This window comes from Kitasatospora sp. NPDC101447 (assembly GCF_044767225.1).
Taxonomy (GTDB): domain Bacteria; phylum Actinomycetota; class Actinomycetes; order Streptomycetales; family Streptomycetaceae; genus Kitasatospora.
On record NZ_JBIWNL010000005.1, the window covers coordinates 18,306 to 41,433 of the forward strand.

Consider the following 23,128-nt stretch of genomic DNA (forward strand, 5'->3'; position numbering starts at 1 on the left):
CGCTAGACGCACCGGCAGGAGTCGATCGAGCGTCACGTGACGGTGCATCGACACAAGGCGCCGACGACCGTGCGCAGCTCGGTGCGCGAGACGACGCCGAGTTTGGGGAAGATCCGGTGCAGGTGCGAACTGACCGTCCGGTGGGACAGGTAGAGCCGCTCGCCGATCTCACGGTTGGTCAGGCCGTCGGCCGCCAGCCGGACGATCTGCAGCTCGTGCGGGGTCAGCCGGTCGTGCACGTCCGGTGTCCGGCCGCGACTGGTCTCGCCGGCCGCCCGGAGTTCCCGGCGGGCCCTCTCCCCCCAGGGGATGGCACCGAGCGCGTCGAACATGTCGCGGGCGGTGCGGAGGTGCTCCCGGGACTCGACGCTGCGGCGGCGGCGCCGCAGCCACTCGCCGAAGGCCAGGTGGGTACGGGCCCGCACCAACGGCAGGGCGCTGAGGTCGGTGCCCAGTGCGGCCTCGAAGAGCGGCTCGGCGTCGCCGTCGGCTGCGACCACTGCCCGGGCCACGCGCAGATCGGCGTGCAGGGCCGGGGCCGGCGTCAGTTCGGCCACCGCCTCAAGCTCCGCCACGACCGGCAGCACCGCCGCTGTGCGTCCGCAGTGCGTCGCGGCGTCGACCAGGTCACCGAGGGTGGTCAGCCGCAGCGCGACCTGGAACGCCGGATCCGCCGGATCGTGCAGCCGCCGGAAGTGGCCGTACGCCTCCTCGAACCGGCCCTGGCCCGCCGCCGCCAGGCCGCGCGCCATCGCCGCGGTCGCCAGCACCGGACGCGCGCCGACCGGCAGGCCGATCTCCTCGGCCTCCTCTGCGAGCAGCAGGGCCTCGTCCTCCTCGCCGCGCAGTGCCGCGAGCTTGGCGGCCGTGGCGGTCATCAGGGCGTACATCATGGTCTGGCTGGTCTCGCGCGCCAGCCGCCGGGACTCCTCGGTCGCGACGATCGCGGCGCCGAGGTCGCCGGCCACCAGGGCGCTCCACGCGTCCGCGCCGACGGTGCGGGCCAGCAGCCCCAGGCGTCCCTGGGCCCGCAGCCCCGCGCCGCCGGCCTCCGAGAAGGCCCGGGCCAGACCGAACCCACCCGCGAGCAGGGCCGCGGTGCTCAACATCCGGTAGGCGCGCCCGTCATCGCCCTCCCGCAGGACGACGTCCCGGGCCCGGTTCAGGACGTACGCGCCGCGTTCGATCGGCGCGGCGTAGGCGCAGATGGCCAGCCGCCACGGATCGAGGTCGTCCGTCACCATGCGCTCCACGGCGGCCAGGACCTCGCGCCGGACCTCGGGGCCCGGGTCGGACCAGAAGCAGAGCTGGGCCGCACTCCACAGGATCCGCAGCGCGAGCGCCGGTTCCTCGGCGGCCATCTCCTGTGCCAGGGCCGTGAGCGAGAGGGCACCGGAGGAGTGGCTGTGCAGCCCTTCGTCGCAGGCGCCGCGCAGCCACACCGCCCTGGCATGCTGCTGCCGGGACAACCGGCAGGTCAGGGCCCGGTCCAGCAGCCTCGTCACGGTCTCCGGCCGTCCCAGCTCGGCGGCGAAATCGGCTGCCAGCAAAAGACGTTCGGCACGTCGACCGGCGTCCTCGCTGAGTGCGGCGGCCTGTTCCAGCGCGGTGACGGCCGCGGCGATGCCGCCGCGCCGGGCGGCCCGCCGCGCCGCGTCCTGCAGGGCATCGGCGACGGACTCGTCGGGGATACCGGTGGCGGCGCGGTGCCGCACCTGCCGGTCCGGCTGACCCCCGAGCACCGCGGCGAACGCAGCGTGCGCGGCGTGCCGGACGTCGGCCGCCATCGCCTGCTCGATCGCCGACCGCATCAGCGGATGCCCGAAGCGCAGCTCGGTCCCGACGACTTCGACCAGGCGGGCCCGGACGGCCGGCTCCAGGGCGGCCGCCCCGACGGCCGCGCCCGTGAACACCGCGGTGGCACGGTACACCTCGGGAAGCGAGGAGGCGTCGTCCAGGGCGGCGACCTGCAGCAGGCTGCGGGTGGCCTCCGGCAGCGTCCTGAGCCGGTCGGTGAAGGCGCGCTCCAGCCTCTCGGTGAGAGGGATCTCGGCGAACTGTGGATCGGCGGTACCCACCGCGCTCGACAGTTCTGTCAGCGCCAGCGGATTGCCGGCCGCGGCGGCGAGCAGCCGCCGGTGGGCGGTGGGGCGCAGGTGCGGCACCCGGTCCGCGAGCAGCACGGTCGCCTCGTCGGCGGACAGCGGTTCGAGCAGCACCGTGGTCATCTCGTCGGGGTTCAGGCGCGACCGGTAGCCGTCCCGCGCGGCCCCCACCATCACCACCGGCTCGGTGCCGACGCGGCGCGCCATGAACGCCAGGATGCTGACGGTGGCGTCGTCGAGCCATTGCACGTCGTCGGCGAGCACCAGCACCGGGGCCAGCGCCGCGGCGTCCGCGATGAGGTTGAGGGCCGCCAGTCCTACCAGGAAGACGTCCGGGATGTCGGCCTCGGCGTGCCCCTGGACGGCGTCCAACGCCTGTCGGTGCGCGGCCGCGAGCTCCGGGGTGCCGGCGGCCAGGGGGCGCAGCAGCAGTTGCAGGCCGGCGTAGGGGATGTCCCTCTCGGCCTCGACGCCGCTGGTGCGCAGCACCCGGTACCCGCGGGCTTCGGCAAGGACGGCGGCTTCGTCGAGCAGGGCCGTCTTCCCGATCCCGGCCGGGCCGCGGACCAGCACGGCACTGCCCCGGCTCCGCGACTCGGACAACAACCCGGCCAGGAGGTCCAACTGCGCCTGCCGGCCAACGAGTTCCACGATCCTCCATCGAAGTCGGTCCACCGGGGCGGGCGTGCCCGAACGGCGATCCTACTGCGCCGCACCGCCGCCCCAGGGCCCTGCCACCGCCGATCCGAACCAGCCGCTCCGGGTACGACTCGTGTGCCGGCGGAGACGCACGGGCGCCCCGCCGGCGTCCCGCCGGCGTCCCGCACGCGAGCGGGACGCCGCTGCTGAACGGATGCGGGGAACCTCGCACTGGCTGACCCTGGGGAAAGGAGCCAACCTCAGAGGAGAGCGATGACCAGTACCAGTGGCTCACGGAAACCGAGCGCCATGGTGCACATGTCGATCTCCGGCGCACCCCCCGTGGCGAACGTGGTCGCCGACACGGTCGGGCAGTCGTTCAGACTGATCGTCGTCCCTGGTCCCGGCACGGCGGGGGACTACGTCTCACCCGCCGATCAGGTGGTCCGCACCCGCTGGCAGGTGGACACGTCGGCGCCGGTCGAACAAGCCGCCGCAGGGCCGGTCGCCATCGCCGATGCCGGTGCCGGTCCGGTGAAGGTGGAGCTCAGCGGTCGAGCCGACGCCGTCGCCACGGTCGATGCACTGATCCGCGCGCGTTTCCGCGCCGGACCGCCGGCAGGGATCTCACAGGCGTTCGAAGTGTGGCCGGGGAGTCCGCCGCCCCCCACGGGCCAACCATGACCGCCGAACCTGGCCGACCCGGACCTCTCACCCGAATCGATCACCCGCTCACGGCAGATCTCGGTCCGCTACCTGCACACGCTCTTCCAGCAGGACGGATCGACGGTGGGCAGTGGGTCCGGCAGTGGCCCCTGGACGCCTGCCGCCGAGAACCGGAACGCCCGAGCCACCGGCGCCCGCCGACGTAGGCAAACCCGGACGCCGCACCGGATGCCCGTGATGCGTGACCGTCCGCACCACCGGAGCCCGGCCGGGCTTCCCGCCGGCCGGGCTCCGGTGATTGGTCGTCCTGGTCGTCACCGCGGCCTCCGGGGTGCGCTCGGCGGCGGCGAGAGCGCCGAGAGCGCCGAGGGCGTCGGCGCGCGGCACAGCGGTCGAACTGTTCGGGCTGGACATCACCGAGCCGGTACGCGGTCCGCTCCGGGCCGGGACGGCTGCCGCGGCGGTTCGACGACATCGGCCTGGTCGCCGTTGTCGTCAGGCCGGGCGGGGCACTGAGGGATGCTCACCGGAGTCTCCCGACGGTCCCGGGGCTCCCCACCTGCGGACCGGCGCCCTCTCCGAACCACCCCTCCCTGGCCTCCGCCGCCACCCCGACCAGCGAGCGGCCGGAACCCGCCGATTGAGTACGCATACTCACCTCAGCCGCCGACACGCCCGGAATCCTGGCAGCACGTCTGTCTCAGGAGGGAAGCATGTCCCGCCCGCCGCACACTGTCGCACGAGCTGTACTCGGACTGCTGGCCCTCGTCGGGCCGTTCATCCTGATGGCGTTCATTGCCCTGCTGGTCTTCACGTCGATCTCCGGGTTCTGGGCCACGCTCGGCATGACGCTGCTCGGCCTGCTGTCCGTCGCTTCCATCGGTGTCTGGGCGTTCCTCGGCTTTCTGGCCCATGGCTTGAAGTGGTGGGCGCGACGCTCCTGGACCCTGCCGACCACCCGCCACATTGCGCGCTCGCCCGCCAACTGAAGCCTTCAGTTGACAGCGGCGCCAGTGGCGGCGGGGCGTGCGTTGGACGACTGCGCCGTCCCCTCGGTCCGGTGGACCCGAGGGGACGGCGCAGTCGGCCCCAGGGAGAAGGGGCGGGGGAAGGGCTGGGTCAGCCGTAGTAGTTGTGGATGTAGTAGATGACGTTGTTCCGGAAGTAGTGACCCCCGACGTCGTAGAAGTTGCCGCCCCGGATGGTCACGCCCACGCCGTCGGGCTCGGAGTCGAGGCGCGGTGCCGACGGGCTGGCGACGTTGTTGCCGCGGGGCACGCCCTGCGGGGCCGTCGCCTCGGCGGCGTACGTCAGGGTCTCGCAGGTCAGTACCTGGCCGGAGTTGGCGTCGCGCCAGCCGACCGCCATCAGGTTCTCGTGGCCGTTGTAGGCGATCGACGGGGCGGCGTTGGTGTTGGTGTTCCTGATCTGCTGCCAGTTGTTGTCCCACTGCCAGTACCGGTACTGCAGGCCCTGGCGGTAGATCCGGTTGTCGGTGCCGCGGTGGAGCACGGTCAGCCGGCTGTCGGGCGAGGTCGCGGCGGCGGCCGCGGACTCCGTCCGGGCGCCGCCCGGCACCTCGGACCACGGGCTGAAGTTCCGGTTGACGCCCATGGTGGCCTGGTAGATGCGCTCGTTGGCGCCCACGGCGACGATGAACAGCAGGTCCGGCGAGGCCGCGATGGCCGGGCTCAGGTTGTTACGGACGGCCGAACCGGAGCCGCCGATGTTCTGAGTGCGGAACTGGATGGGCGAACTCCAGTACCAGCGGCGGTGGTTGGGCTCGTTCGGATTGGCCAGGGTCTGAGCCCAGAGGTCGCCGTTCTGCCCGGTCTGGAAGAGCCAGAGCTCACCGCGGAACACGGTGATCGCGGGCGCGGCGTAGGTGACCCCGCCGATGCGGTTGAACGGGCCACCGTCGACGTTGAACCAGAGGGCGTTGTCCTGACCGCGAATGGCCTCGATGTTGCTGCCCCGGTAGTACGCCATCGCCGGGGAGTCGGGGGTGCTGGCGTTGTGGTCCGCCTCCTGCCAGGGCGTTACCGCGCTAGCCGGGACCGTGCCCGCGAAGACAGCGGCGAACGCGGTGAGGAGGACGGCGACCAGGGTGGCGAGCCTGGCCGTGGCACGGCGGTGCGAAGTGGTGTGGGGTGGCGCGGTCATGTCTGCTGCCTTTCCGATCCGTGAGCCCCGGTGTCGCGGTGGCTCCGGCGTGATGACGTCGTGTGGCTCGGGTCCGGCGACGCGCCACGTGCAAGGCACGGGTCGGCCTGGACGCGGGCGGCGCGGAGCCGCTCACGGGAGAGGCTGGCAGCAGCAGCGACCGCCTCGCATCGGTCATCTGACTTAACCGTCGGTCCCGAGGGACCGTTGATCGTCCGGCGCCGGCACCAGCACCACGTCACGCGCCGCCAGGCGCCGGGCACCGCCAGGCGCGATCGGGGTCTTGCCGGAACCGGTCGCGGCGACGACCGTAGCCCGGCCGTCCGTCCTCGTGGCCTTCACGGCGGCGGCGACGGCGTCCGTCTGGACCCAGTGCAGCGGTAGCGGGTTGACAGTGGTGCTGGACTGCTGCGCCGGAATGGGCAGCGGCCCGTCGTTGTACAGTTCCACGCCCCGGGTAGGCGGGCGCTCCGCCCCGCGGAAGAACCGGGCCCCGACGGGAGGGACCCGCCTCGGGGCGCTGGCAGGATCGGAACCCGCGGTGTGTGCCGCATCCCATTGCCTGCGGCGCGCACCGCGTACGCGCCTCAGCAGTAGTGCGGTGCGCGGCGAACCCTCACACCCACCCTGGCGCGCTGATCTCGTGAGCCCGGCCGGGAGGACGCAATCCCATGCTGCCGGTACTGATGAGGCCCGTTTGATCTTATTGCTGCCGTCACAGGCTCAGCAGCAGGTCCCGGACCGCGGCGGGCCGGGAGAGGAACGGATGGTGGCCGGCGTCGAGTTCGACGACGTTGCCCGCCCGGCGGGCGAACTCTCGCTGCAGGCGTGGCGGGGTGCCCCGGTCCCGGGCGCAGACGAGGTATGTGGACGGTACGTGCTGCCATGCCGCGGCTCCGACCGGCTGTCCGGTCACCTGCACGCTCTGGCGGGCGAGGTGGTCCGCCGCCTGGGCCTGGTCCTCGGGGTCGCAGTCCTGCAGGAATGTGTCCACGAGGAGCTCGGGGCGAACCCCGAAGGTGCCGGCATCGGCGTCGACGTCGAGGAAGGGCGCGGGGGCGCCGTCCCCGAAGTCCGACAGGCTCTGGCCGGCCTCGGGCAGGTAGCTGGAGACCATGACCAGGTGGCGCACGGACGGGACGCCCGCAGCGGCTTCCGCGGTGATGATGCCGCCATAGCTGTGGGCGACCACAACGGTGGGCTCGTCGCCGTCCAGCAGCGCCTGCCGCACCGCCGCGACGTCCTCGGAGAGCCCCGGACCGCCCGTCCCGCCGGGCAGGCCCGTCTCACCGCAACTCGGCAGCGCCGGAGCCACGCTCAGCACCCCGCGCTCCTGCAGTAGTTCGGCAGTGCGATGCCACCACCACGACCCGTCCCGCACACACGCCCCATGCACGAACACGACCCTCATCGCTGCCTCCACGCCCGGCTTGGCTGCCTCCGGTCAAGCGTAGAGGCAGCGGCGGTCAGGACAGGATGCCGACAGTCACTCACAAAATCCCGGCCAGAGCCGCTTTCGAAGATCCACATCAGTGCCGCTCTCCCCGCAGCCGACAGGCCGGCCCCGCCCACAGCCGGGGGCCTGCGGAGCCGAGACGGGGGCGCGGCGGACCAGGACCAACCCGGCAGAACGGGGCGGGCCACCGACCATGCCCAGGCGCAGCGCGCCGCCGGACGGCAGGCCGGGGGGCAGTGATCGCCCGGTGGCGTCCCTCGCCCTTGGTGTGTGCCGCGGGTCCGGCAGGTCCGGCACCACCGTCTCGTGCCGCCGGGGCCGTCCGAGTGGGCCGCCTCCTGCTCAGTGATCGGGCGGGCGGATCGCCGCGGTTTCGGAGCGAGGTGAGGCCGCGTCTGGGAGTCGTGAACCCTTGGCGCGCTGCGGACCGTGCTCTGTGGACGGGCGGCAAACGATCAATGCCGTCCGGAACCGCTTCGGCGGTAGACGACGCATGTTCGACGGCGCCCGCGGGTGGGTTGTCGCACCGCCCGCCAAGGCCGTCGAGGGACGCGGAGCGATCCGCAGACAACGGGGTTCCGGTGATTGTGCGCCGACGGGTGATCGGGGGGCTGGCCGCGCTGGTCAGCGCTGCCACGCTGCTCAGCGCGCAGGCGGCGGGCAGGCGGCGCGCAGGCCATGACGGATGGGTATGGAATTCCGCTCGGCAGGGTCCTCGCCGGAGCGAACCGCCACGACTCCCCGCTGCTCGCCCTGACCTTGGACTTGCTGGAGCACCTGGGACCGCTGCCCGACGACATCACCGTGCGCCTGGACGCCGGCTACGACTCGGACAAGACGCGCACCGAACTGGCCGCCCGCAACCTGCACGGTCGCATCGCGCACAAGGGCGAGAAGGCACCGATCCAGGCCAGCGAGCGGTGGCACGTCGAGCGCACGCACGCCTGGCAGAACGCCTTCCACCGACTTGCCTGTTGCTACGAGCGCCGTGCGACTGTCGCCAACGCCTTCTTCGACCTCGCGGACACGATCATCACCATTCGTAGCCTGATCCGCCGGGCCTGGACCACCCACCACTGGGACCACCGCCCCAAACGACGCCCGTGACCACCCGCCCATCTGCCCGGCCCCTTACACGCAGACTGTTTCCGCTGATCAACAACCCTGGTGTGGTTCAGGCGCCGCGGGTGTCGTAGGTCTCGCGGTTGGCCAGCACGTCGTCCATGTGCACCTCGGCCCATGCCTTGAGGCCGCGCATCATCTCGTACAGCGACAGGCCGAGATCGGTCAGCTCGTAGGACACTGTCACCGGCACAGTCGGCACCACGGTCCGGGACACCAGGCCGTCGCGCTCCAGGGAACGCAGCGTCTGGGTGAGCATCTTCTGGCTGACGCCGGCCAAGAGGCGCTGCAGCTCCGAGTAGCGCATCACGCGGGGCCCGCCAGTGCAGTCGGCGCCGGGCTGATGCGCGCTGTCGCTGCCGAGCGCGGCCAGGATCAGCGTGACCCACTTGTCCGAGATCCGGTCGAGCAGCTTGCGGCTGGGGCAGGCCGCCACGAAGGCGTCGTACTCCATCTTGGCCTGTGCCCTTTGCTGGGCTGCCGTCATCGTCGCCATGGACCATTCCTCCCACCCGTGGGTGCCCTACGCACCTCGAAGTGCCTACTTCCCGTCAAGAAGCTACGTACCAATAGTGGTGCAAGGCGCCACTGGGCACCATCCCCCGGCTCAACACGAAAGGCACACCATGAGCACCCCCTCCGCCTCGCTCCCCGGCGGCACCTGGACCCTCGGCGACCTGACCGTCACCCGGTTCGGCTACGGCGCCATGCAGCTCGCCGGCCCCTGGGTCATGGGTCCGCCCGCCGACCGCGAGGGCGCACTCGCCGTTCTCCGCGAGGCCGTCGGCCTCGGCATCACCCACATCGACACCGCCGACGCCTACGGACCGCACATCACCAACCAGCTGATCCGCGAAGCGCTGCACCCGTACTCCGACTCACTGCACATCGTGACCAAGGTCGGCGCGACCCGCGACGGGGAGGGAGGCTGGCCCCCGGCACGCAAGCCTGAAGAACTGCGCCGGGCCGTCACCGAGAACCTGGAGAACCTCGGCCTCGACACGCTGGACGTGGTCAACCTCCGGCTCGGCGACGCCCAGGGCCCCGTTCCCGGTTCGCTCGCGGAGGCGTTCGGGACGCTCGTCAACCTCCAGCGGCAGGGCCTCATCCGGCACCTCGGCGTGAGCAACGCGACGGCGGAACAGGTCGCCGAGGCACGCTCGATCGCGCCGATCGTGTGCGTGCAGAACATGTACAACCTCGCCCACCGCCACGACGACGACCTGATCGACGAGCTCGCAGATCAGGGCATCGCCTACGTGCCCTTCTTCCCCCTCGGCGGCTTCAGCCCGCTGCAGTCCTCGGCACTCACGGCCGTAGCCGCCCGGTTGGAAGCGACGCCCATGTCGGTCGCCCTGGCCTGGCTGCTGCAGCGGTCGCCGAACATCCTGCTGATCCCCGGCACCTCATCGGTGGCACACCTGCGCGAGAACGCCGCCGGCGCGGGACTCCCGCTGTCCGACGACGATCTCGCCGAGCTCGCCAAGATCGGCCGCTGACCCTACGGCGCTCACCAGCGGCCGGGGCCGGATCGACCGCGGGACGCCCGGGCAGCAGGGCCGCGAATCGATCCGCAGGTCGGTCGACTTGCTGGAAGCACGGGCACAGGTCTCCCAGTGATCACAGAGCGTCGCAACTCCATGATCAGGGAGACTTGTGCCCGCCTCGCTGCCCGGGTGCCCCACCCGCCTATCGACGCAGGCTCTAAGCTTGTCCTTTATCCACCGGGCTCGCGCTGGAGCGGTCTTCGCCGCCTGAAGTGCCACCAGCTTCAGTTGATCTCGGCCGACTTCCTTGACGTCAAAGCAGGTTGCTCCGCCATCGGAGACCCCACCGCCCAAATCCGGTGGCACCGTCCACGGCCGGTGACTACGGTCTCGGCATGACCAGCCAGAACGAGCACCCGACCCGGCCCGGTCTGGCCGCCATGCTCGCCGACCAGACCGCCGCCTGCGCCCCGGCCCGCGAAGCTCTCCTGGCCGGCGGCGAGCTGCGGCTGTTCGACCGCGAGCTGCCCGACTGGATGGTGCGCGGCATCGCCGCCACACGGCTGCGCCGCGCACGACGAATCGGCCTGACCACCGTCGGCCTCGACGAGTCGGTCGAGATCCTCTCCCGACACCGCGACGTACCGTTCCGAACCGGCCTCCTCGACGCGCCGGACCGGTCCTGGTTCTTCACCCTCTACTTCAACGCCGCCGGCACCGAACTGCTCGCCTGCAGCGCCGTCAAGAACCAGCCCGCGACCCGGAAGCCCACCCGACGCCCTGGCCCGTAGCGGCCGCTGCTCCCTCCTTCGCATTGTCAGTGGAGGTCAGAGTCCTGTGCCCATGAGCCCTGCCGTTGTCGGTTGATCCGGTCGCGTTCGCTGATGGTTTCGGGGCGTCGGACGGTTTTGCCCACGTCGTAGCGGGTGGCGGGCTGCTGGTTCTTGGAGCCGCGCGGCCTACCGGGGCCGGGTCGGATGGGTTCGGGCGCACTGGCCGGGCAGGGCGGGTGGGGGCGGAGGTTCCTGAACCCCTGGCGGACCCTTGCAGGGGTGAGTTCGTTCGGTTCCAACGGCCGCTCCCAAGGCCGGCGGATGTCCTCGGCGAGCGGCCGTGCGAGCCGCAGCTGGGTGTGCGCGACGATGATCAACCATGTCCACCGGTCCGCCGCTGCCGGGGTGCGGAGCTTCGGCCGGGTCCAGCCGAGCGTCTGCTTGATCATCCGGAGAGTGTGCTCCAGGTCGAAGCGTCGCAGGAACGCCTGCCACCGCAGAAGCGGAACTCCCTGCCGTGCTTCGGATACCGCCCGCCCCGGGGATATGCCTCGGCGCCCGCCGCCTGCCTGTCGGCCGCGATGCTTGCGGATGTCGGACCATCGCCCAGCTGCGGGTTTCTGACGAGGCGGCAGGTGCCTTATCGGCGCTGGCGGCCCTGGAAGGCAACCGCGGACAGGTCAGCAGCCAGTTCGACCGCCTGGTAGCCGTAGGTGTCTGCCGCGTCGACCCGCAGCATGAGGCAGAACCGATCGAGCGATGCGACGGTCTTCGACAGACGCCGGTAGTCGCGCTTGAGGAGGTACACAGCCGCCTGGTTCGCGATCGACGACTGCCCCATGATGACCAGGACCGGCTGTGTGGACTGCGGAGGGGTGAACTTCGCGACCAGAGCATGGTCCTTCCGCCCCTGCTCGTGCAGGAACCGCTGCTCTCCGACCGTGAAGTCACCATCCGGGTTGACCCTCACGCCCGGCAGGTGCGAGGCCACGTACTCGACGTTGCGCTGGTTCGACCCGAGTCCGCCTATGCTGAGCCCGGTGCGATCCCCGTTGAGTTCATGCGCGTCAGCCGCGACAAGGGAGAACGGACACCCGGCTTCCTCGGCGAGCATCGCAAGCTCGATGATCGCATACACGTCGCTGTGGTCGGTGACAGCGGGCATCTGCCAGTGACTGTTCAGGATGATGACGCACGGCACGCCGGGCTGCAGGCCGAGAAAGGCCTGCTTCTGATGCAGGAGGCGGGCAGTGCTCGCCCTTTTCCAAGCCCATACGGATCCGCCGCTGACAATGCTCGTGACAAGCCCGATCACGATGTTCAGCACTGCATCCGACACGAACGCCCCCCCGGCCTCGTCGTGATGGCACGATCAGATCGGCGGCTCAGCTTACTGATCGATTGCCCGGCGGGGCGGGCGAAGGGCGTTATCGGTCAGGTCGGTTGGCAGGCCCGTTGCTGACGCAGCGAGGCCCCGGCTGGGGGGTGACCTTGCCAAGTCGCCCTGTACCGGAGCCCCGATGTGCCGTCAGTCCGCCACGGTGAGGGCGGACACCGGCAGATGCGCACCTAGCGCTTCGCCGCGCCGGCGATGAACTCGTCCCAGGTGCCGACGGTTTCGGCTGGCGGTGCCGTGATGGCCGGGACGGTGCCGAAGTCGGAGTACTCCTCGAAGACCTGGGCCTGGCCCTTGCTGCCGGTGGTGACCTGCTGCGACTTCAGGACGAGGTCGTCCTTGCCGACCCACATGTCGAGGACCGCCGAGGTGTCGCCACGCCGCTTGGCCAACTGGACGTAGTAGTCGCGCACTTCGTCCTTGATGGCGGGCCCGGTGTAGCGGGCCAGCTCCTCGAAGACCACCGTGCCGCGGTAGTGGTCGGCCGCTCGACCGCCCACCTGCTCCTCACCGACCCACGACGTGGACCCGGTGGCGGCGAGCGCGCCCGCGACCTCGTCGATGGACCCCGCAGCCCGTGCGTTGGAGGGGCCGCTGCTCGCCGGCGTGTCCATGCGGTACCAGCTCTTGCCCGGGATCTGGTCCGACTTGATGTAGGTCGCGTCGCCCGTGACGATCACCTGGCTGACGCCGGTGGGGTTGTCCGCACTCTTCTTCCCCGACGACGTGATGGACGAGGCGTACGGCTGCTTCTGGAAGAGCATCTCGGACTTGTCGGAGCCGCCCTCCCCCGTCTGGATCGTCCGGTACGAGGCCTGTTCCGCGGTCTTCTTGGACGCGGCCATCAGCACGGTCGGAGCGTCGGTCCGCTTGCTCGCGGCCTTGTCCCCGGCCGGGCTCGCCCCCGCCGCACTGCTGTGGGACTCCCCGCCACAGCCCGCCAGGACCATCGTGAGCGCCGCTCCCGCAGCCGCCACCGCGATGCCCCTCCCCCTCACTCGCACAGCTCTGATTCCCTTTCAGTTGTTTCAAGTTTGGCCGTGCTCATTATCGTTTGCACAGGTCAGGCTGCCAAATGAAATAGATCGTCCGCCTCCCGGAGCACCGCCCGGCGGAACGGCGACCGGACGGCCGCCAAGACAGGCTCGATCCCCGAGCGGCAAGGACAACCCGGCCCGGGATTCCCCACCTTTGACCGTTTCCGCGTAGCAGAATTCTCCGCCCTCGTGGTCACGAATCCCCAGGGGGGCAGCGATCGCAGACCGGTGCGCCATACAGGTCGTTTCAGCAGGTAAGGATCACCCCGGTTGGTGCGCGGGCGGTGTTCTCACGCGTGCTGTGGCGTGGCGTGCAGTCCTTCGAGGAGTGTGGCCAGGTAGCGGTGTGCGGTGTCGATCCGGTCGGCAGGTGTGCCGCCGTGGACGTTCACGGCGTAGGCGACGCCGCACATGAGCGGGACGAGGTCGGTGGCGGCCAGGTCACGTCGGACCGCTCCGGCATCGCGAGCCCGGCCAAGGAGCGCGGTGCCGACCGATCGAAGCGTCTCCTTGAGTTCCGTGGTGCGCGGCAGGGTGTCGGTGGCTGCCGCGGTGACCGGGGCGAGGGACGCGTCGGTGACCTGCGCTTCGACGGTTCGGAACAGGAAGCCTTCGAGTGCGAGCCAGGGGTCGGTGCTGGTCAGCGCCTCCCGGCCGTGGTCGGCCAGGGCTTCCAGGCAGGGCGTGGCGACGGTCTCCAGCAGCGCCTCGGGGGTGGCGAAGTGCCGGTAGACGGTGCCGACTCCGAGTCCGGCGCGGGCGGCGACGTCGTTCAGCTGCAGGGGTGTGCCCTGGTCGACCAGGGCACGGGCGACCGCGACGATCCGGTCCCAGTTGCGGGCCGCGTCCTTGCGCAGGGGCGTCGTCATGGGGACATGCTAACCGGATTCCCCATCCGGATGATGCCGCCGACGGCGCCCGCACCGCCTGGCGGGTCAGGCGACGGTGAGAGGTGCGTACCGTTCACTGAGCCGGCGCACGTTCCGGGCGATGCGGGGGTCGGTCGCTGCGCGCAGTGGCGTCACCGGGTGCGCGTGGGCGCCGATGACGATGCCGGTCCGGCCCGCGAGGGCTTCGTCGGTGGCGGCGACGATCGAGGAGCGGGCGGCCACGGACGCCGGACCCGAGGTGGAGCGGTCGAACTTGCGGCGCACCAGCGGCCACAGCAGTCGCAGGGCCGGTGAGACGATCTTCGGGTCGGTCATGGTGCCGTTGGTCATGTCGGTCGCGGCGCCTCCCGGATCGGCGGCGAAGACGGAGGCGGCTGTGCCCTTCAGCCGGTTCGCCAGGTCGAGCGTGTAGGCGAGGTTGGCGAGCTTGGCGCGGCCGTACCAGTGGAAGCCGTAGTAGCCGCCGGGCGGCTCGACGGCGTCGAAGGCCTTCTTCGCGAGCCCGACCGCGCCCGAGGTCACGTTCACGATCCTGCTCGGCGCCCCGCCTGTCAGCGTGGGCAGCAGCAGTTCCGTCAGCAGGTACGGCGAGAGGTGGTTGACGACGAACGACGCTTCGATGCCGTCCAGGGTCTGTCGCTGCGGGAACATCGCCCCGACGTTGTTGACCAGCACGGTCAGCGGGTTGCCGGAGGCGACGTGCTCGGCGGCGATCCGGTCGGCGAGCGCGCGCACCTGGTCGAGCGAGCCGAGGTCGGCGGGCAGGAACCGTCCGGGATGCGCCGGGTTCGTTGCGTTGATTCGGTCGACCGCCCGGGCGCCGCGGTCGGCGTTGCGTCCGACCACGGTGACCGAGAACCCGGCGTCGGCCAGTCCCAGGGCCGTCTCCAGCCCGATGCCGGCCGTCCCCGCTGTGACCACGGCTGTCTTCATCATGTGCCCCTCCACCCAGATATCCGGATAGTTAATCCGCTTGCTCGGACGGTAGCACACAATCGGATGAACTATCCGCTTAGAGGGTCGGGCGGCGGGACGGGCAATGCCGGGTGCCACCCGGCGGGGGCTGAGTGAGGAGCAGCTTGCCGAGTCCGCCCGCCTTGAGGAGGCCGAGCGGCAGGCCTCCCACGCGGTGTGGGCGGACGAGCGCTGGGCCGCGCTCCGCGCTGTCGGGCGAGGACCGGGTCACCGCCCGCAGTCGCCTCCAGCACATCGACGACGAACCGGTCGCGGCTGCGGCGGCGTAGCGACGGCCCGCACCGCTCTGCGGCCGGGGGCTGACCGCAGACGGGCAGCGGTACGCGCGGCCCCGGCGATGTCGCACTCGTCGCGGCTGCGCAGCGCCAAGCCGTCAACCAGCGCGGCCCGGCGCAGCCGGAACTCCCGCTCCAGGGAGGCACGCGAGTACTCGCCGCCGCGCCTGAACGCGGTCTGGAGGCGAGCTGCCGCGCAGGGTACGGCCGTGCCCCTGGGGTGCTCGATGCCGGGGCACGCCCCACTCATCACCGGCGACGACGGAGCGTGCAGCGGAGTGCCACGGTTCTGACCGGCGGCCGGGGCGGGTGGACTGTCCGTAGCGGATGGCATGACCGGCCGGATACCCGGATCCGCTCCGGGCCCGACGTGCCGGGCCCGGGAGGTGCGGTCGTCGTGGGGGTACTACAACAGGGCCGCGGCCGCACCGGCCGTGCCGTTCCTGCTCCGGATCGCGGCCGACCCTGCGGCTGGCCTGCACCGCGCCCGGGCGCTGACCGCGCGGAGACCGGCACCGAGCCCTACCGCCTCGCCCGCACCAAGGCCCGACAGAGCGTCGAGGCGGTCACGTAGCCGACGCTCACCAGGTAGGCATGGCGTTCGCAACCACGCGGTCCGCCACTGAGAACCCCGTCCCGCAGTCCGTGCAGGACGACTGCCCGAACAGATACAACAGCCTCTCGGCAACGACCGGCTGTCCGTCGGCGAGGGCTTGACCGTGAAGCCGCCCGGCAACGCCCTCCAGCTCTGCCGGACCAGTTGCCCGCAGCGGTGTCTTCTCAGCCTCCCCCAGCGCGTAGTCATCGCTGCACGAGAAGAAGCCCTCCTCGCCGAGCACGATGAACAAGTTGACGCCGCAGTAAGGGCATTCGACCTCGTACTCACCTTGCGCCACATTGTCCAGGCACTCGTCCCAGACCTCGACGCCCTCGAAGGCCAGAGCCATCTGGAGCAGCCCGACATACTCCTCCAGGCCCAGCGGCAGACGGAGGCAATCTCCGGTGAGCCGCGCGAGCTCGGCGATCTCCGACGAGTAGACCTCCCGCGCGGCGACGCCTTCGACCGATCGCCGGGCGGACGACACGATCGGGCCCGCCGCGAACAGGACCCAGCCACGATCCTCCGGTTCCCGGCCGGCCGCGATCCCGACAAGCCTCGGAAGCGCCGCGAAACTCGCCGAGAACGCGGTGTCGAGCTGTGGGCACAGCCGGTCCATCAGCTCCGGCCAGACACCCCGCGGGTCGGCCGCGAACCGTTCGAGCAGGGCGGGCACACCCTCCGCAGAACCGAACGCGTCGCTGAGCTTCGACCAATCCGTCATGCCCGGATCCAAGCAGATCACTGGTGCCCAGCCTCGGTGGGGCCGCTTCGAACCGACGCCGCAGCAAGGGCATTCGACCTCGTACTCACCTTGAGCCACATTGTCCAGGCACTCGTCCCAGACCTCGACGCCCTCGAAGGCCAGAGCCATCTGGAGCAGCCCGACATACTCCTCCAGGCCTGGGCGAGAGGATCACGGCCCCGTCCGCGGCGTGACCGCCGCCCGCAAACCCCGCCCAGCGGGCTCTCGTCCTCGCGATGCCGAACCGTCGGCGGCAGCTGTGCCCGGTCGCCGTCAGCCTGTCGATCGGACGCCGACGCGTCCGGTGCTGGTGCTGGTGCTGGTGCTGGTGCTGGTGCTGGCCACGATGATCGCGAGGTTCAGCATGATGACTCCGGTCGGAGAAGGCCCGGCCGCCGCCGGGCGGTGAGGACACGGTCAGGTGGGACGGCGGGCGTGCGCTGAAGGGTCTTCGGCGGGAGGCTGCCGCTCCCGCCGAGGGGCTGTCACCCGCGGGCCGGGGCGGTGGTGAAGAAGGCGGTCATCCTCTCCAGGCCGTCGTCGCCGAACATGGTGTTCAGGCTGGCGGCGGACTCGGCAGCGGAGGCCTCGCTGCGCGGGAAGAGGGCGTTCTCGTAGGCGGTGAGGGCTGCCTCCGTGTCGCCGGGGTGGGCGGCGATGGCCCGCCCCAGTTCGGCGCCGTCGAGCATGGCGAGGTTGGCGCCCTCGCCGGCGAAGGGGGACATCAGGTGGGCGGCGTCGCCGAGCAGGGTCACGCCGGGGACGCGGTCCCAGCGGTGTCCGACCGGCAGGGCGTGGATGCGGCGCGGGGTGAGGGTGTCGGCGTCGGCGACCAGGGCTCGCAGGTCCTCGTGCCAGCCCTCGAAGTGGGCCAGGACGGCGGCCTTGGCGGCGTCGCCGTCACGGAAGTCCACGGTGTCCAGCCAGTCCTCGGCGGCCTTGAGCGCGGTGTAGACGTGCAGGCTTCCGTCGGTCTCCCGGTGGGCGAGGAAGCCCTTCCGGCCGCCGAGGCAGAGGAAGAACCCGCCGCCGATGACGGCGGCGCTGCGCGGGTGACGGGTGTCGGCGTCGAAGAGGTCGGTCTCGACGAAGGAGATGCCGGTGTAGCCGGGGGCGGCGTCCGAGAGCAGCGGCCTGATGCGTGACCAGGCGCCGTCGGCACCGACCAGCAGGTCGGCGGTGAGGGTGGTGCCGTCCGCGAAGGACACTTCGTGGCGTCCCCCGTCCAGCGGGCGGGCGCCGGTGGCCTTCCTGCCCCAGTGGACGGTGCCGTCGGGCAGGGAGTTCAGGAGGAGGTCGCGAAGGTCGCCGCGGTCCACCTCGGGCCGGCCGCCGGTGGCGTCGTCCTCCTCGGCCACGTGGACCGTGCCGTCCGGGCCGAGCAGGCGCAGGGCCTGGCCGCCCGGATGGATGATCTTGAGGAAGTCGTCGTGGAGGCCGGCGGCGCGCAGGGCCTGCTGGCCGCTGTCCTCGTGGATGTCGAGCATGCCGCCCTGGGTTCGGGCTTCAGCGGACGCCTCCAGGTCGAAGACGGCCGCCTGGATGCCGTGGACGTGCAGCACCCGGGCGGCGGTAAGGCCGCCCAGGCCGCCGCCGATGATCGCGACGGGGAAGTGCGTGTTCATGGGTGCCTCCGGAAGGTCGTGGTGCCGGGTGTCGGCCGGGAACGGGGTTGCCCGTGCCCGGCCGTGCCGCCGGATGCTGCGGCCCTTCCAACGTAACGAACATGTTCGTTACGAACAAGTTCGTCGAGACTGTGCATGCGAAAAGACCCCGGGAGCGGCAGCGCCCGGGGCCGGATCGGAAAGAGGACGCTCAGTCGGCGCCGGCAGGAAGGGGGGTGTGGGTGATGCCGTTGACCAGGACGTCGAAGCCCCAGGCCAGACGGTCCTCCACAGCTCCGGCGAGCAGGGCCGGCATATGCGCGCTGATCATCGGGTGGGTCGTCTCATCCACGGCGCTCACGGCCTGCGTCAGCGCGTCCCAGTCCTCGCGCGAGGCCGGGTCGCGCTGCTGGGTGCCGTGCTCGGCGGCGGTGGCCGTGGCATGCAGCAGCAGGTTGTCGACACCCCAGGCCACCTGCCCCCGGGGCGCGCCGCTAACGGCCAGCAGACCGAGGACGCGTTCGACCAGGCGCAGGTAGTTCTCGCCGCTGGGCCGGGCCACCAGAGCCGAGCGGGCGAGCTGCGGGTGCTCGAACAGGACCCGGGTGTAGGAGGAGAGCACCGCGAAGAGCCGCTCCCGCCAGCCCTCTCCCGCCTCTCCGGCGGCCAGGTCGACCTCGCCCAGGAGCGCGTCCAGGACGGCCGCGTGCAGTTCTGCGGTGTTGGCCACATAGACGTACAAGGACGCGGGGCCGGTGTCCAACTCCTGGGCGAGCCGGCGCATGGTCACCTTCTCCAGCCCCTCCGCGCGCATGATCCGCATGGCCGTCTCCACGATGCCGTGCCGGGTCAGAGCGGGCTTCGCGGGACGCACACGGCGGCTGACCGGCTCTCGTTTCACGTCCATACCCTGATCGTAACGAACACGTTCGGGATCGGCGTCGGCCTCCACACGGGCCGGCCTCGGGCTCCGCAGGCCGGACAGTGGTGACCTGGGCGCGGACTGATGGCTGCAGCCGCCTCACCCGCACATCACTGAGCCGGCCTGTCGCCGAAGTGCCAGTCCCGGACCTCGGTCCAGCTGGATCGGCGGGGCGTGCTCGACCCGTTCGTTGCGGCTGATGGCTCCGCGGGTTGGCCCCTGGGGTCGGTTCGGGTTTGAGTGCCGACTCGTGCGTGAGGCTGCTGAGGTCTGTCCGGTACTGTCCGGCGTGAACTTCACCTCTGGCGGGACCGACGGGCCAGCTCTTGACGACGTCGCTTTGACCCAACTCGCCCTTGGCAACAACGTGTGGGGGTCACTGGCAGGGATCGCCGCTGTTCAACGCGTGGCTGAGTTGTTCCACCGCGCAGGCTGGCGGGTCCGGCGATCGAGCTGGACCGAGTTCGAGGTCGAGAATGCCTGCGCGGCGCTTGAGTTGTGTCCGGGTGAGCCCGTCTTGTTCAGCGGGTTCGTGGACCCCGATCGCATCGCTGACCTGTTGGAAGCCTTGAACGGGACCCGCTTGTCCTTCAGCGTCGAGTTCGAAGACCGTGAAGGGCGTGAGCACGTCCATCGCTCGGCGGACTGGCAGGGCTGACCCTGTCATGGTGAGCGCTGCTCTCCCCCGCCAGGGGTCGGCGTCGTCGGCGGCCCGGTAGGAGTCGCCAAAGGGTGCGGACCTCGGCGCGGTGGGCCGTGCGGTCGACCATTGCGGTTGCGACGACGTCGCCGGAGGACGCGCTGGTCCCGCGGGGATCGGTCGAGGTTCGGCGGGCGATCGGAGTTCGACTCGGAGTTCAACGCGGCCCGGGCGCCGATCGCCGGCTGCGCGGCCCCGGGGCGGTGGAATCAGGCGGGCTGCGGGACGGTCGTCCCCGGGGCGGCCGCGGCCCTGCGGGTCTCGCGAAGCATCAGCAGGCCGGTGGACGCCATCAGTGTCGCGGTCAGGCCGTGGACGCCGAGCGCGGTGGCCGCCGAGCCGTGGTGGGCGAGCACGGTGGCCATGTCGCCGTAGGCGGCGAGGGCCTCCACGAGCAGTACCGAGCCCAGTGCCCGGCGGTGGCCCGTCACCAGCAGGACGCCCAGGACCAGGGCCAGGACGACGTCACGGATCCCCTTGACGACGAGGAAGCCGCCGCCGTCGCCGGACGGCCAGGCCGGCAGGCCGAAGCCCGGTGCAGTGGTCGCCGGGCTCAGGATGAACTCCGTCCCGAACCAGAGGATGAAGAGGACGAAGGCGGTGGCCAGGGCGGTGTTGATCTTCTTCAGTGACACGGTTCTTCTCCTTGCGGGCCTCGGTGCGGTTCAGTCAGAACCGGGTGGGTGAGCACGGATGGCGGGGCCGGGGCGCCGCGGCGCCCCGGCCCCACGCATCGATGCGTGATGTCACGCGTCGATCCGCTCGAAGATGTGCGGGTACGACACGATGTCGTCGGGGAACTCGGCCGCCAGGCGCTGGAACTCCGGGCTGCCGAACGCCGCGGCGAGCGCCCCGGTGGACTCCCAGACCGCGATGTTCATCAGGAGGCGGCTGCCCGCCGCCCCCTTGTGCATCTGCAGGCTGACGAATCCCGGCTGGGCCTGCATGAACTCCGCCTGCCTGCGGAAGAGCGCCAGGAAGGCTTCGGTCCTCTCCGGCGGAACGACGAACGTGTTGGCCAGGACGATCGGCCCGGTGTCCTGCGTGAACTGCGCGAACAGCGGCGTGCTCGGGTCCAGGCTCTGCAGCTCGGCCATCTCCGGTACTTCCTCTCGCTCTCGGTCTGCCCCGCGGCACCGGATCCGGCGGCGCTCGCCGCCCATGCCGCACGAGGGGATCTGTCGGGCACTCATGTCGCCTTGCCGCACGGGCTGTTCGGCGACAGCCGCGATGCCAACGCTTGTTGGTCAACGCTTGTTGGCAAACGTAGAGCGGCGATTCTGGACTGTCAACACCTGTTGGCCTACAGTCGTTGGCATGACCGGCACCACGGAGAACCAGCAGGCCGCCCGACGTTCCGACGCCACCCGCGCCACGATCCTCGCCGCGGCCCGCGAGCGCTTCGCGGCGGACGGCTACGAGAAGGCCACCATCCGGGCCATCGCACGCGACGCGAAGATCGACCCGTCGATGGTGATGCGCTACTACGGCAACAAGGCCGGCCTGTTCGCGGCCGCCGTCGCCATCGACCCCGGCCTGCCCGGCCTGCCCGTCGAACCGCGCGAGGAGATCGGCCGCACCCTGGTGCGCCACTTCCTCACCCTGTGGGAGGAGAACGGCGAGCTCACCGCCCTGATGCGGGTCGGCGCCACCGACCCCACCGCCGCCGAGCGCATGCACAGCGTGCTGCGCGACCAGCTGATCCCACTGGCCCGCCGCGTCGGCCCCGCACCCGAGCAGGCACCGGCACGGGCGGCACTGTGCGCCTCGACCGTGCTCGGACTCGCACTCACGCGCTACGTACTGCGATTCCCCGAGAGCGTGGACCTCTCCCCCGAGCAGATCGTGGACTGGCTCGGACCCACGCTCCAGCGCTACCTCACAGCGCCGACACCGTAGACGACAGTCGGCACAGCGACCGGAGCGACCGAAGCGACCCACTGGGGCGCAACAGCGTCGCCCAGGCCACCCACCAGCGGCCCGGACGGCAGGATGATCACCGGCGGGCCACGCGGCGGCGCAGTGCAGGCGGACGGCGTGGCGTCTGCCCGGCCACCGGCACCGCCCGCCTTCCGGCCTCGGTACGTGCGACGGGGCCGCGACGGGTCGGCCCCGTCGCGGCCCCGCGGGTCACTGCCCCTGCGACCCTCCCGGCTCAGCTGCCCAGCGGGCGGAGGGCCGAGTCCAGGGGGTCGAGCGACCAACCGCCGCCGCCGGGGCGGCAGCTGAGCGCGGTGTCGGCCGTCTCGGCCGCGTTGGTGCCGGTGTTGAAGTTGGCGTTCGGGGTGTTCGGCAGCAGGCCCATGTAGTACATGCCGGCCGACGTCCACACGCACTGGTGCAGGTTGAGGAAGCGGTTGCCGGCCAGGTCGAAGGACTTGACGGCGGAGTTGGCGAGCGTCAGCGTCCAGCCGCCACCGCCCGGGCTGCACCGCAGCACCGTGTCGAGCGTGTCGGAGACGTTGGTACCGGCGTTGAAGTTGACGTTCGGGGTGTTCGGCAGGATGGCCGTGTAGTGCTGGCCGGCCGAGAAGTACACGCACTGGTGGACGTTCAGGTAGCGGCCGGCGGCGAGGTCGAACGCCTTCACCGCCGAGTTGGCGGGCGCCGGCATCCAGCCCCCGCTCCCCGGACCGCAGGAGAGCGCCGTGTCGGGCGTGCTGGAGACGTTCGTCCCGGTGTTGAAGGACGTGTCGGCGGTGTTCGGCAGCAGGTTGGTGTAGTGCCCACCGGGGCCGTAGTACACGCACTGGTGGATGTTCAGGTAGCGCGCGGCGAGCCGCGGCCCCGGCGGTCCCGCCACGGCGGTACTCCCGAGGACGAGGGCGACGGCCCCCGTGACCGCCGCCACGATGATCGACAATCTACGCATGGTGCACTCCTCCCGAACCCACGCCCACCCGTCAGGGCGTGCACGCACCAAGCTAGTGGGGACCGGCGGGTGGGTGTTCGTGACCGCACGTCAGCAACCCATTCGGCCGTATTGAGCGGACGATATGCCCATCAGATCGGACGACCGCCCAGCTCGGCTTGAGCTGGGCGGGGGCGGCGGGGGCGGCGGGGACGGCGCCAAGAGGTGCGTGGCGCCTGCTGACGGCGTGCCATGGCTTCCGCATACGGCCGCACCCGCCTCGCGGACGCCCGCTGGCAGCGCCCCGGGTTCTGGAGCGACTACCATCGCGGCGACCCACGGGCCCGGGCCGACTACGAACACGTGAAGCGCCAACTCCTCACGGCTGACCGGCAGTCCGAGAGCTGAACCCCACCGGAGCCGCCCGGACCGACCGCCCCCGATCCGGTGGGCTCACCGCTCGCGAGCAGGAGGTGCTCGCCCTCATGGCCGAAGGCCGCTCCACCACGGAGATCGCGGCAGAGCTGGTCCTCTCGGGCTCCGCTGTGAGCAAACACGTGGCGAACGTCTTCGTGAAACTCGGCATGCCCCCCGACGAGGACAACCGTCGGGTGAAGGCCATCCTGACCTGGTTCGAATACAACCAGTCAAGATAATGACGGCCTCGTACCGGCAGCCGGCCGCTTCGACGTCCGGAAGTGCGTCGACGGTGGCGAGGTCGGGC

Annotated in this window: 23 protein-coding genes and 2 pseudogenes; 9 read left to right on the top strand and 16 right to left on the bottom strand. The window is 71.2% G+C overall.

All coding sequences use genetic code 11. The features are described from left to right. Window positions 1-32: 32 nt before the first annotated feature. Window positions 33-2,756: an ATP-binding protein gene (locus tag ACIRST_RS09000; RefSeq protein ID WP_402800995.1), complete on the bottom strand. Its 2,724-nt coding sequence runs from the start codon at window positions 2,754-2,756 to the stop codon at window positions 33-35. A gap of 261 nt (window positions 2,757-3,017) precedes the next feature. Between ACIRST_RS09000 and ACIRST_RS09005 the strand changes: the two genes are divergently transcribed. After that, window positions 3,018-3,428, top strand: coding sequence for a hypothetical protein (locus ACIRST_RS09005; RefSeq protein WP_402800997.1), 411 nt, complete (start codon window positions 3,018-3,020; stop codon window positions 3,426-3,428). A gap of 695 nt (window positions 3,429-4,123) precedes the next feature. Then, window positions 4,124-4,399, top strand: coding sequence for a hypothetical protein (locus ACIRST_RS09010; protein WP_402800999.1), 276 nt, complete (start codon window positions 4,124-4,126; stop codon window positions 4,397-4,399). A 130-nt stretch (window positions 4,400-4,529) separates the two neighbouring features. Here the strand turns inward: ACIRST_RS09010 and ACIRST_RS09015 are convergent, their stop codons facing one another. The 3 genes from ACIRST_RS09015 to ACIRST_RS09025 all read right to left on the bottom strand — a co-directional run bounded on the left by ACIRST_RS09015 (window position 4,530) and on the right by ACIRST_RS09025 (window position 6,984). Continuing rightward, entirely contained in the window at window positions 4,530-5,573 is a 1,044-nt protein-coding gene (locus tag ACIRST_RS09015) for a hypothetical protein (RefSeq protein WP_402801001.1), read from the bottom strand. A gap of 183 nt (window positions 5,574-5,756) precedes the next feature. Further along, window positions 5,757-6,023 carry a hypothetical protein gene (locus tag ACIRST_RS09020; protein WP_402801003.1) on the bottom strand — a complete coding sequence of 89 codons (267 nt, stop codon included), beginning with the start codon at window positions 6,021-6,023 and terminating at the stop codon, window positions 5,757-5,759. Between the two features lie 265 nt (window positions 6,024-6,288). Then, on the bottom strand, window positions 6,289-6,984 hold the full coding sequence (locus ACIRST_RS09025) for an alpha/beta fold hydrolase (RefSeq protein ID WP_402801007.1): 696 nt from the start codon (window positions 6,982-6,984) through the stop codon (window positions 6,289-6,291). 723 nt (window positions 6,985-7,707) lie between these two features. On the opposite strand from ACIRST_RS09025, the pseudogene ACIRST_RS09030 reads away from it, so the two are divergent. Continuing rightward, window positions 7,708-8,136, top strand: a pseudogene (locus tag ACIRST_RS09030) (transposase); the annotation flags it as partial. A gap of 67 nt (window positions 8,137-8,203) precedes the next feature. Here ACIRST_RS09030 and ACIRST_RS09035 read toward each other — a convergent pair. Beyond that, window positions 8,204-8,647 (bottom strand): helix-turn-helix domain-containing protein, encoded by a 444-nt coding sequence (locus ACIRST_RS09035; RefSeq protein ID WP_350522320.1) that lies wholly within the window; start codon window positions 8,645-8,647, stop codon window positions 8,204-8,206. A 130-nt stretch (window positions 8,648-8,777) separates the two neighbouring features. Between ACIRST_RS09035 and ACIRST_RS09040 the strand changes: the two genes are divergently transcribed. Further along, window positions 8,778-9,650, top strand: coding sequence for an aldo/keto reductase family oxidoreductase (locus ACIRST_RS09040; protein WP_402801010.1), 873 nt, complete (start codon window positions 8,778-8,780; stop codon window positions 9,648-9,650). A gap of 383 nt (window positions 9,651-10,033) precedes the next feature. After that, entirely contained in the window at window positions 10,034-10,429 is a 396-nt protein-coding gene (locus tag ACIRST_RS09045; RefSeq protein WP_402801013.1) for a hypothetical protein, read from the top strand. Window positions 10,430-10,455: 26 nt separating this feature from the next. Here ACIRST_RS09045 and ACIRST_RS09050 read toward each other — a convergent pair. From ACIRST_RS09050 to ACIRST_RS09085, 8 genes and pseudogenes are all read right to left on the bottom strand, one after another. Continuing rightward, a pseudogene (locus ACIRST_RS09050) lies at window positions 10,456-10,911 on the bottom strand (transposase); the annotation flags it as partial. Between the two features lie 140 nt (window positions 10,912-11,051). Further along, on the bottom strand, window positions 11,052-11,750 hold the full coding sequence (locus ACIRST_RS09055; protein ID WP_402801015.1) for a hypothetical protein: 699 nt from the start codon (window positions 11,748-11,750) through the stop codon (window positions 11,052-11,054). Window positions 11,751-11,980: 230 nt separating this feature from the next. Beyond that, window positions 11,981-12,784, bottom strand: a complete 804-nt coding sequence (locus ACIRST_RS09060; protein ID WP_402801017.1) for a hypothetical protein — start codon at window positions 12,782-12,784, stop codon at window positions 11,981-11,983. 350 nt (window positions 12,785-13,134) lie between these two features. Then, entirely contained in the window at window positions 13,135-13,713 is a 579-nt protein-coding gene (locus tag ACIRST_RS09065) for a TetR/AcrR family transcriptional regulator (RefSeq protein ID WP_402801020.1), read from the bottom strand. A 66-nt stretch (window positions 13,714-13,779) separates the two neighbouring features. Continuing rightward, window positions 13,780-14,670, bottom strand: coding sequence for an SDR family NAD(P)-dependent oxidoreductase (locus ACIRST_RS09070; protein WP_402801023.1), 891 nt, complete (start codon window positions 14,668-14,670; stop codon window positions 13,780-13,782). 895 nt (window positions 14,671-15,565) lie between these two features. After that, window positions 15,566-16,456, bottom strand: a complete 891-nt coding sequence (locus tag ACIRST_RS09075; protein ID WP_350522328.1) for a hypothetical protein — start codon at window positions 16,454-16,456, stop codon at window positions 15,566-15,568. A 356-nt stretch (window positions 16,457-16,812) separates the two neighbouring features. Further along, entirely contained in the window at window positions 16,813-17,952 is a 1,140-nt protein-coding gene (locus tag ACIRST_RS09080) for an FAD-dependent oxidoreductase (RefSeq protein WP_402801026.1), read from the bottom strand. Between the two features lie 190 nt (window positions 17,953-18,142). Then, window positions 18,143-18,838, bottom strand: a complete 696-nt coding sequence (locus tag ACIRST_RS09085) for a TetR/AcrR family transcriptional regulator (RefSeq protein WP_402801028.1) — start codon at window positions 18,836-18,838, stop codon at window positions 18,143-18,145. Between the two features lie 304 nt (window positions 18,839-19,142). Here ACIRST_RS09085 and ACIRST_RS09090 point away from each other — a divergent pair, with 304 nt between their 5' ends. Next, on the top strand, window positions 19,143-19,511 hold the full coding sequence (locus ACIRST_RS09090; RefSeq protein ID WP_402801030.1) for a hypothetical protein: 369 nt from the start codon (window positions 19,143-19,145) through the stop codon (window positions 19,509-19,511). A 251-nt stretch (window positions 19,512-19,762) separates the two neighbouring features. Here ACIRST_RS09090 and ACIRST_RS09095 read toward each other — a convergent pair whose 3' ends face one another. Both ACIRST_RS09095 and ACIRST_RS09100 read right to left on the bottom strand, forming a co-directional pair. Then, on the bottom strand, window positions 19,763-20,188 hold the full coding sequence (locus ACIRST_RS09095; protein WP_402801032.1) for a DUF4267 domain-containing protein: 426 nt from the start codon (window positions 20,186-20,188) through the stop codon (window positions 19,763-19,765). A gap of 111 nt (window positions 20,189-20,299) precedes the next feature. Continuing rightward, entirely contained in the window at window positions 20,300-20,650 is a 351-nt protein-coding gene (locus tag ACIRST_RS09100) for an antibiotic biosynthesis monooxygenase family protein (protein ID WP_402801034.1), read from the bottom strand. A 220-nt stretch (window positions 20,651-20,870) separates the two neighbouring features. Between ACIRST_RS09100 and ACIRST_RS09105 the strand changes: the two genes are divergently transcribed. After that, complete coding sequence (locus tag ACIRST_RS09105) at window positions 20,871-21,452, top strand: TetR family transcriptional regulator (RefSeq protein WP_350522336.1); 582 nt, start codon at window positions 20,871-20,873, stop codon at window positions 21,450-21,452. 256 nt (window positions 21,453-21,708) lie between these two features. Here the strand turns inward: ACIRST_RS09105 and ACIRST_RS09110 are convergent, their stop codons facing one another. After that, the gene (locus ACIRST_RS09110) at window positions 21,709-22,425 is read right to left on the bottom strand and encodes a hypothetical protein (protein WP_402801036.1); all 717 of its coding nucleotides are present in this window, start codon (window positions 22,423-22,425) and stop codon (window positions 21,709-21,711) included. 231 nt (window positions 22,426-22,656) lie between these two features. Between ACIRST_RS09110 and ACIRST_RS09115 the strand changes: the two genes are divergently transcribed. Both ACIRST_RS09115 and ACIRST_RS09120 read left to right on the top strand, forming a co-directional pair. After that, on the top strand, window positions 22,657-22,812 hold the full coding sequence (locus ACIRST_RS09115) for a hypothetical protein (protein ID WP_402801038.1): 156 nt from the start codon (window positions 22,657-22,659) through the stop codon (window positions 22,810-22,812). Next, window positions 22,809-23,060, top strand: a complete 252-nt coding sequence (locus ACIRST_RS09120; RefSeq protein WP_402801638.1) for a response regulator transcription factor — start codon at window positions 22,809-22,811, stop codon at window positions 23,058-23,060. The genes ACIRST_RS09115 and ACIRST_RS09120 overlap by 4 nt, the downstream gene beginning before the upstream one ends. Window positions 23,061-23,128 lie beyond the last annotated feature (68 nt).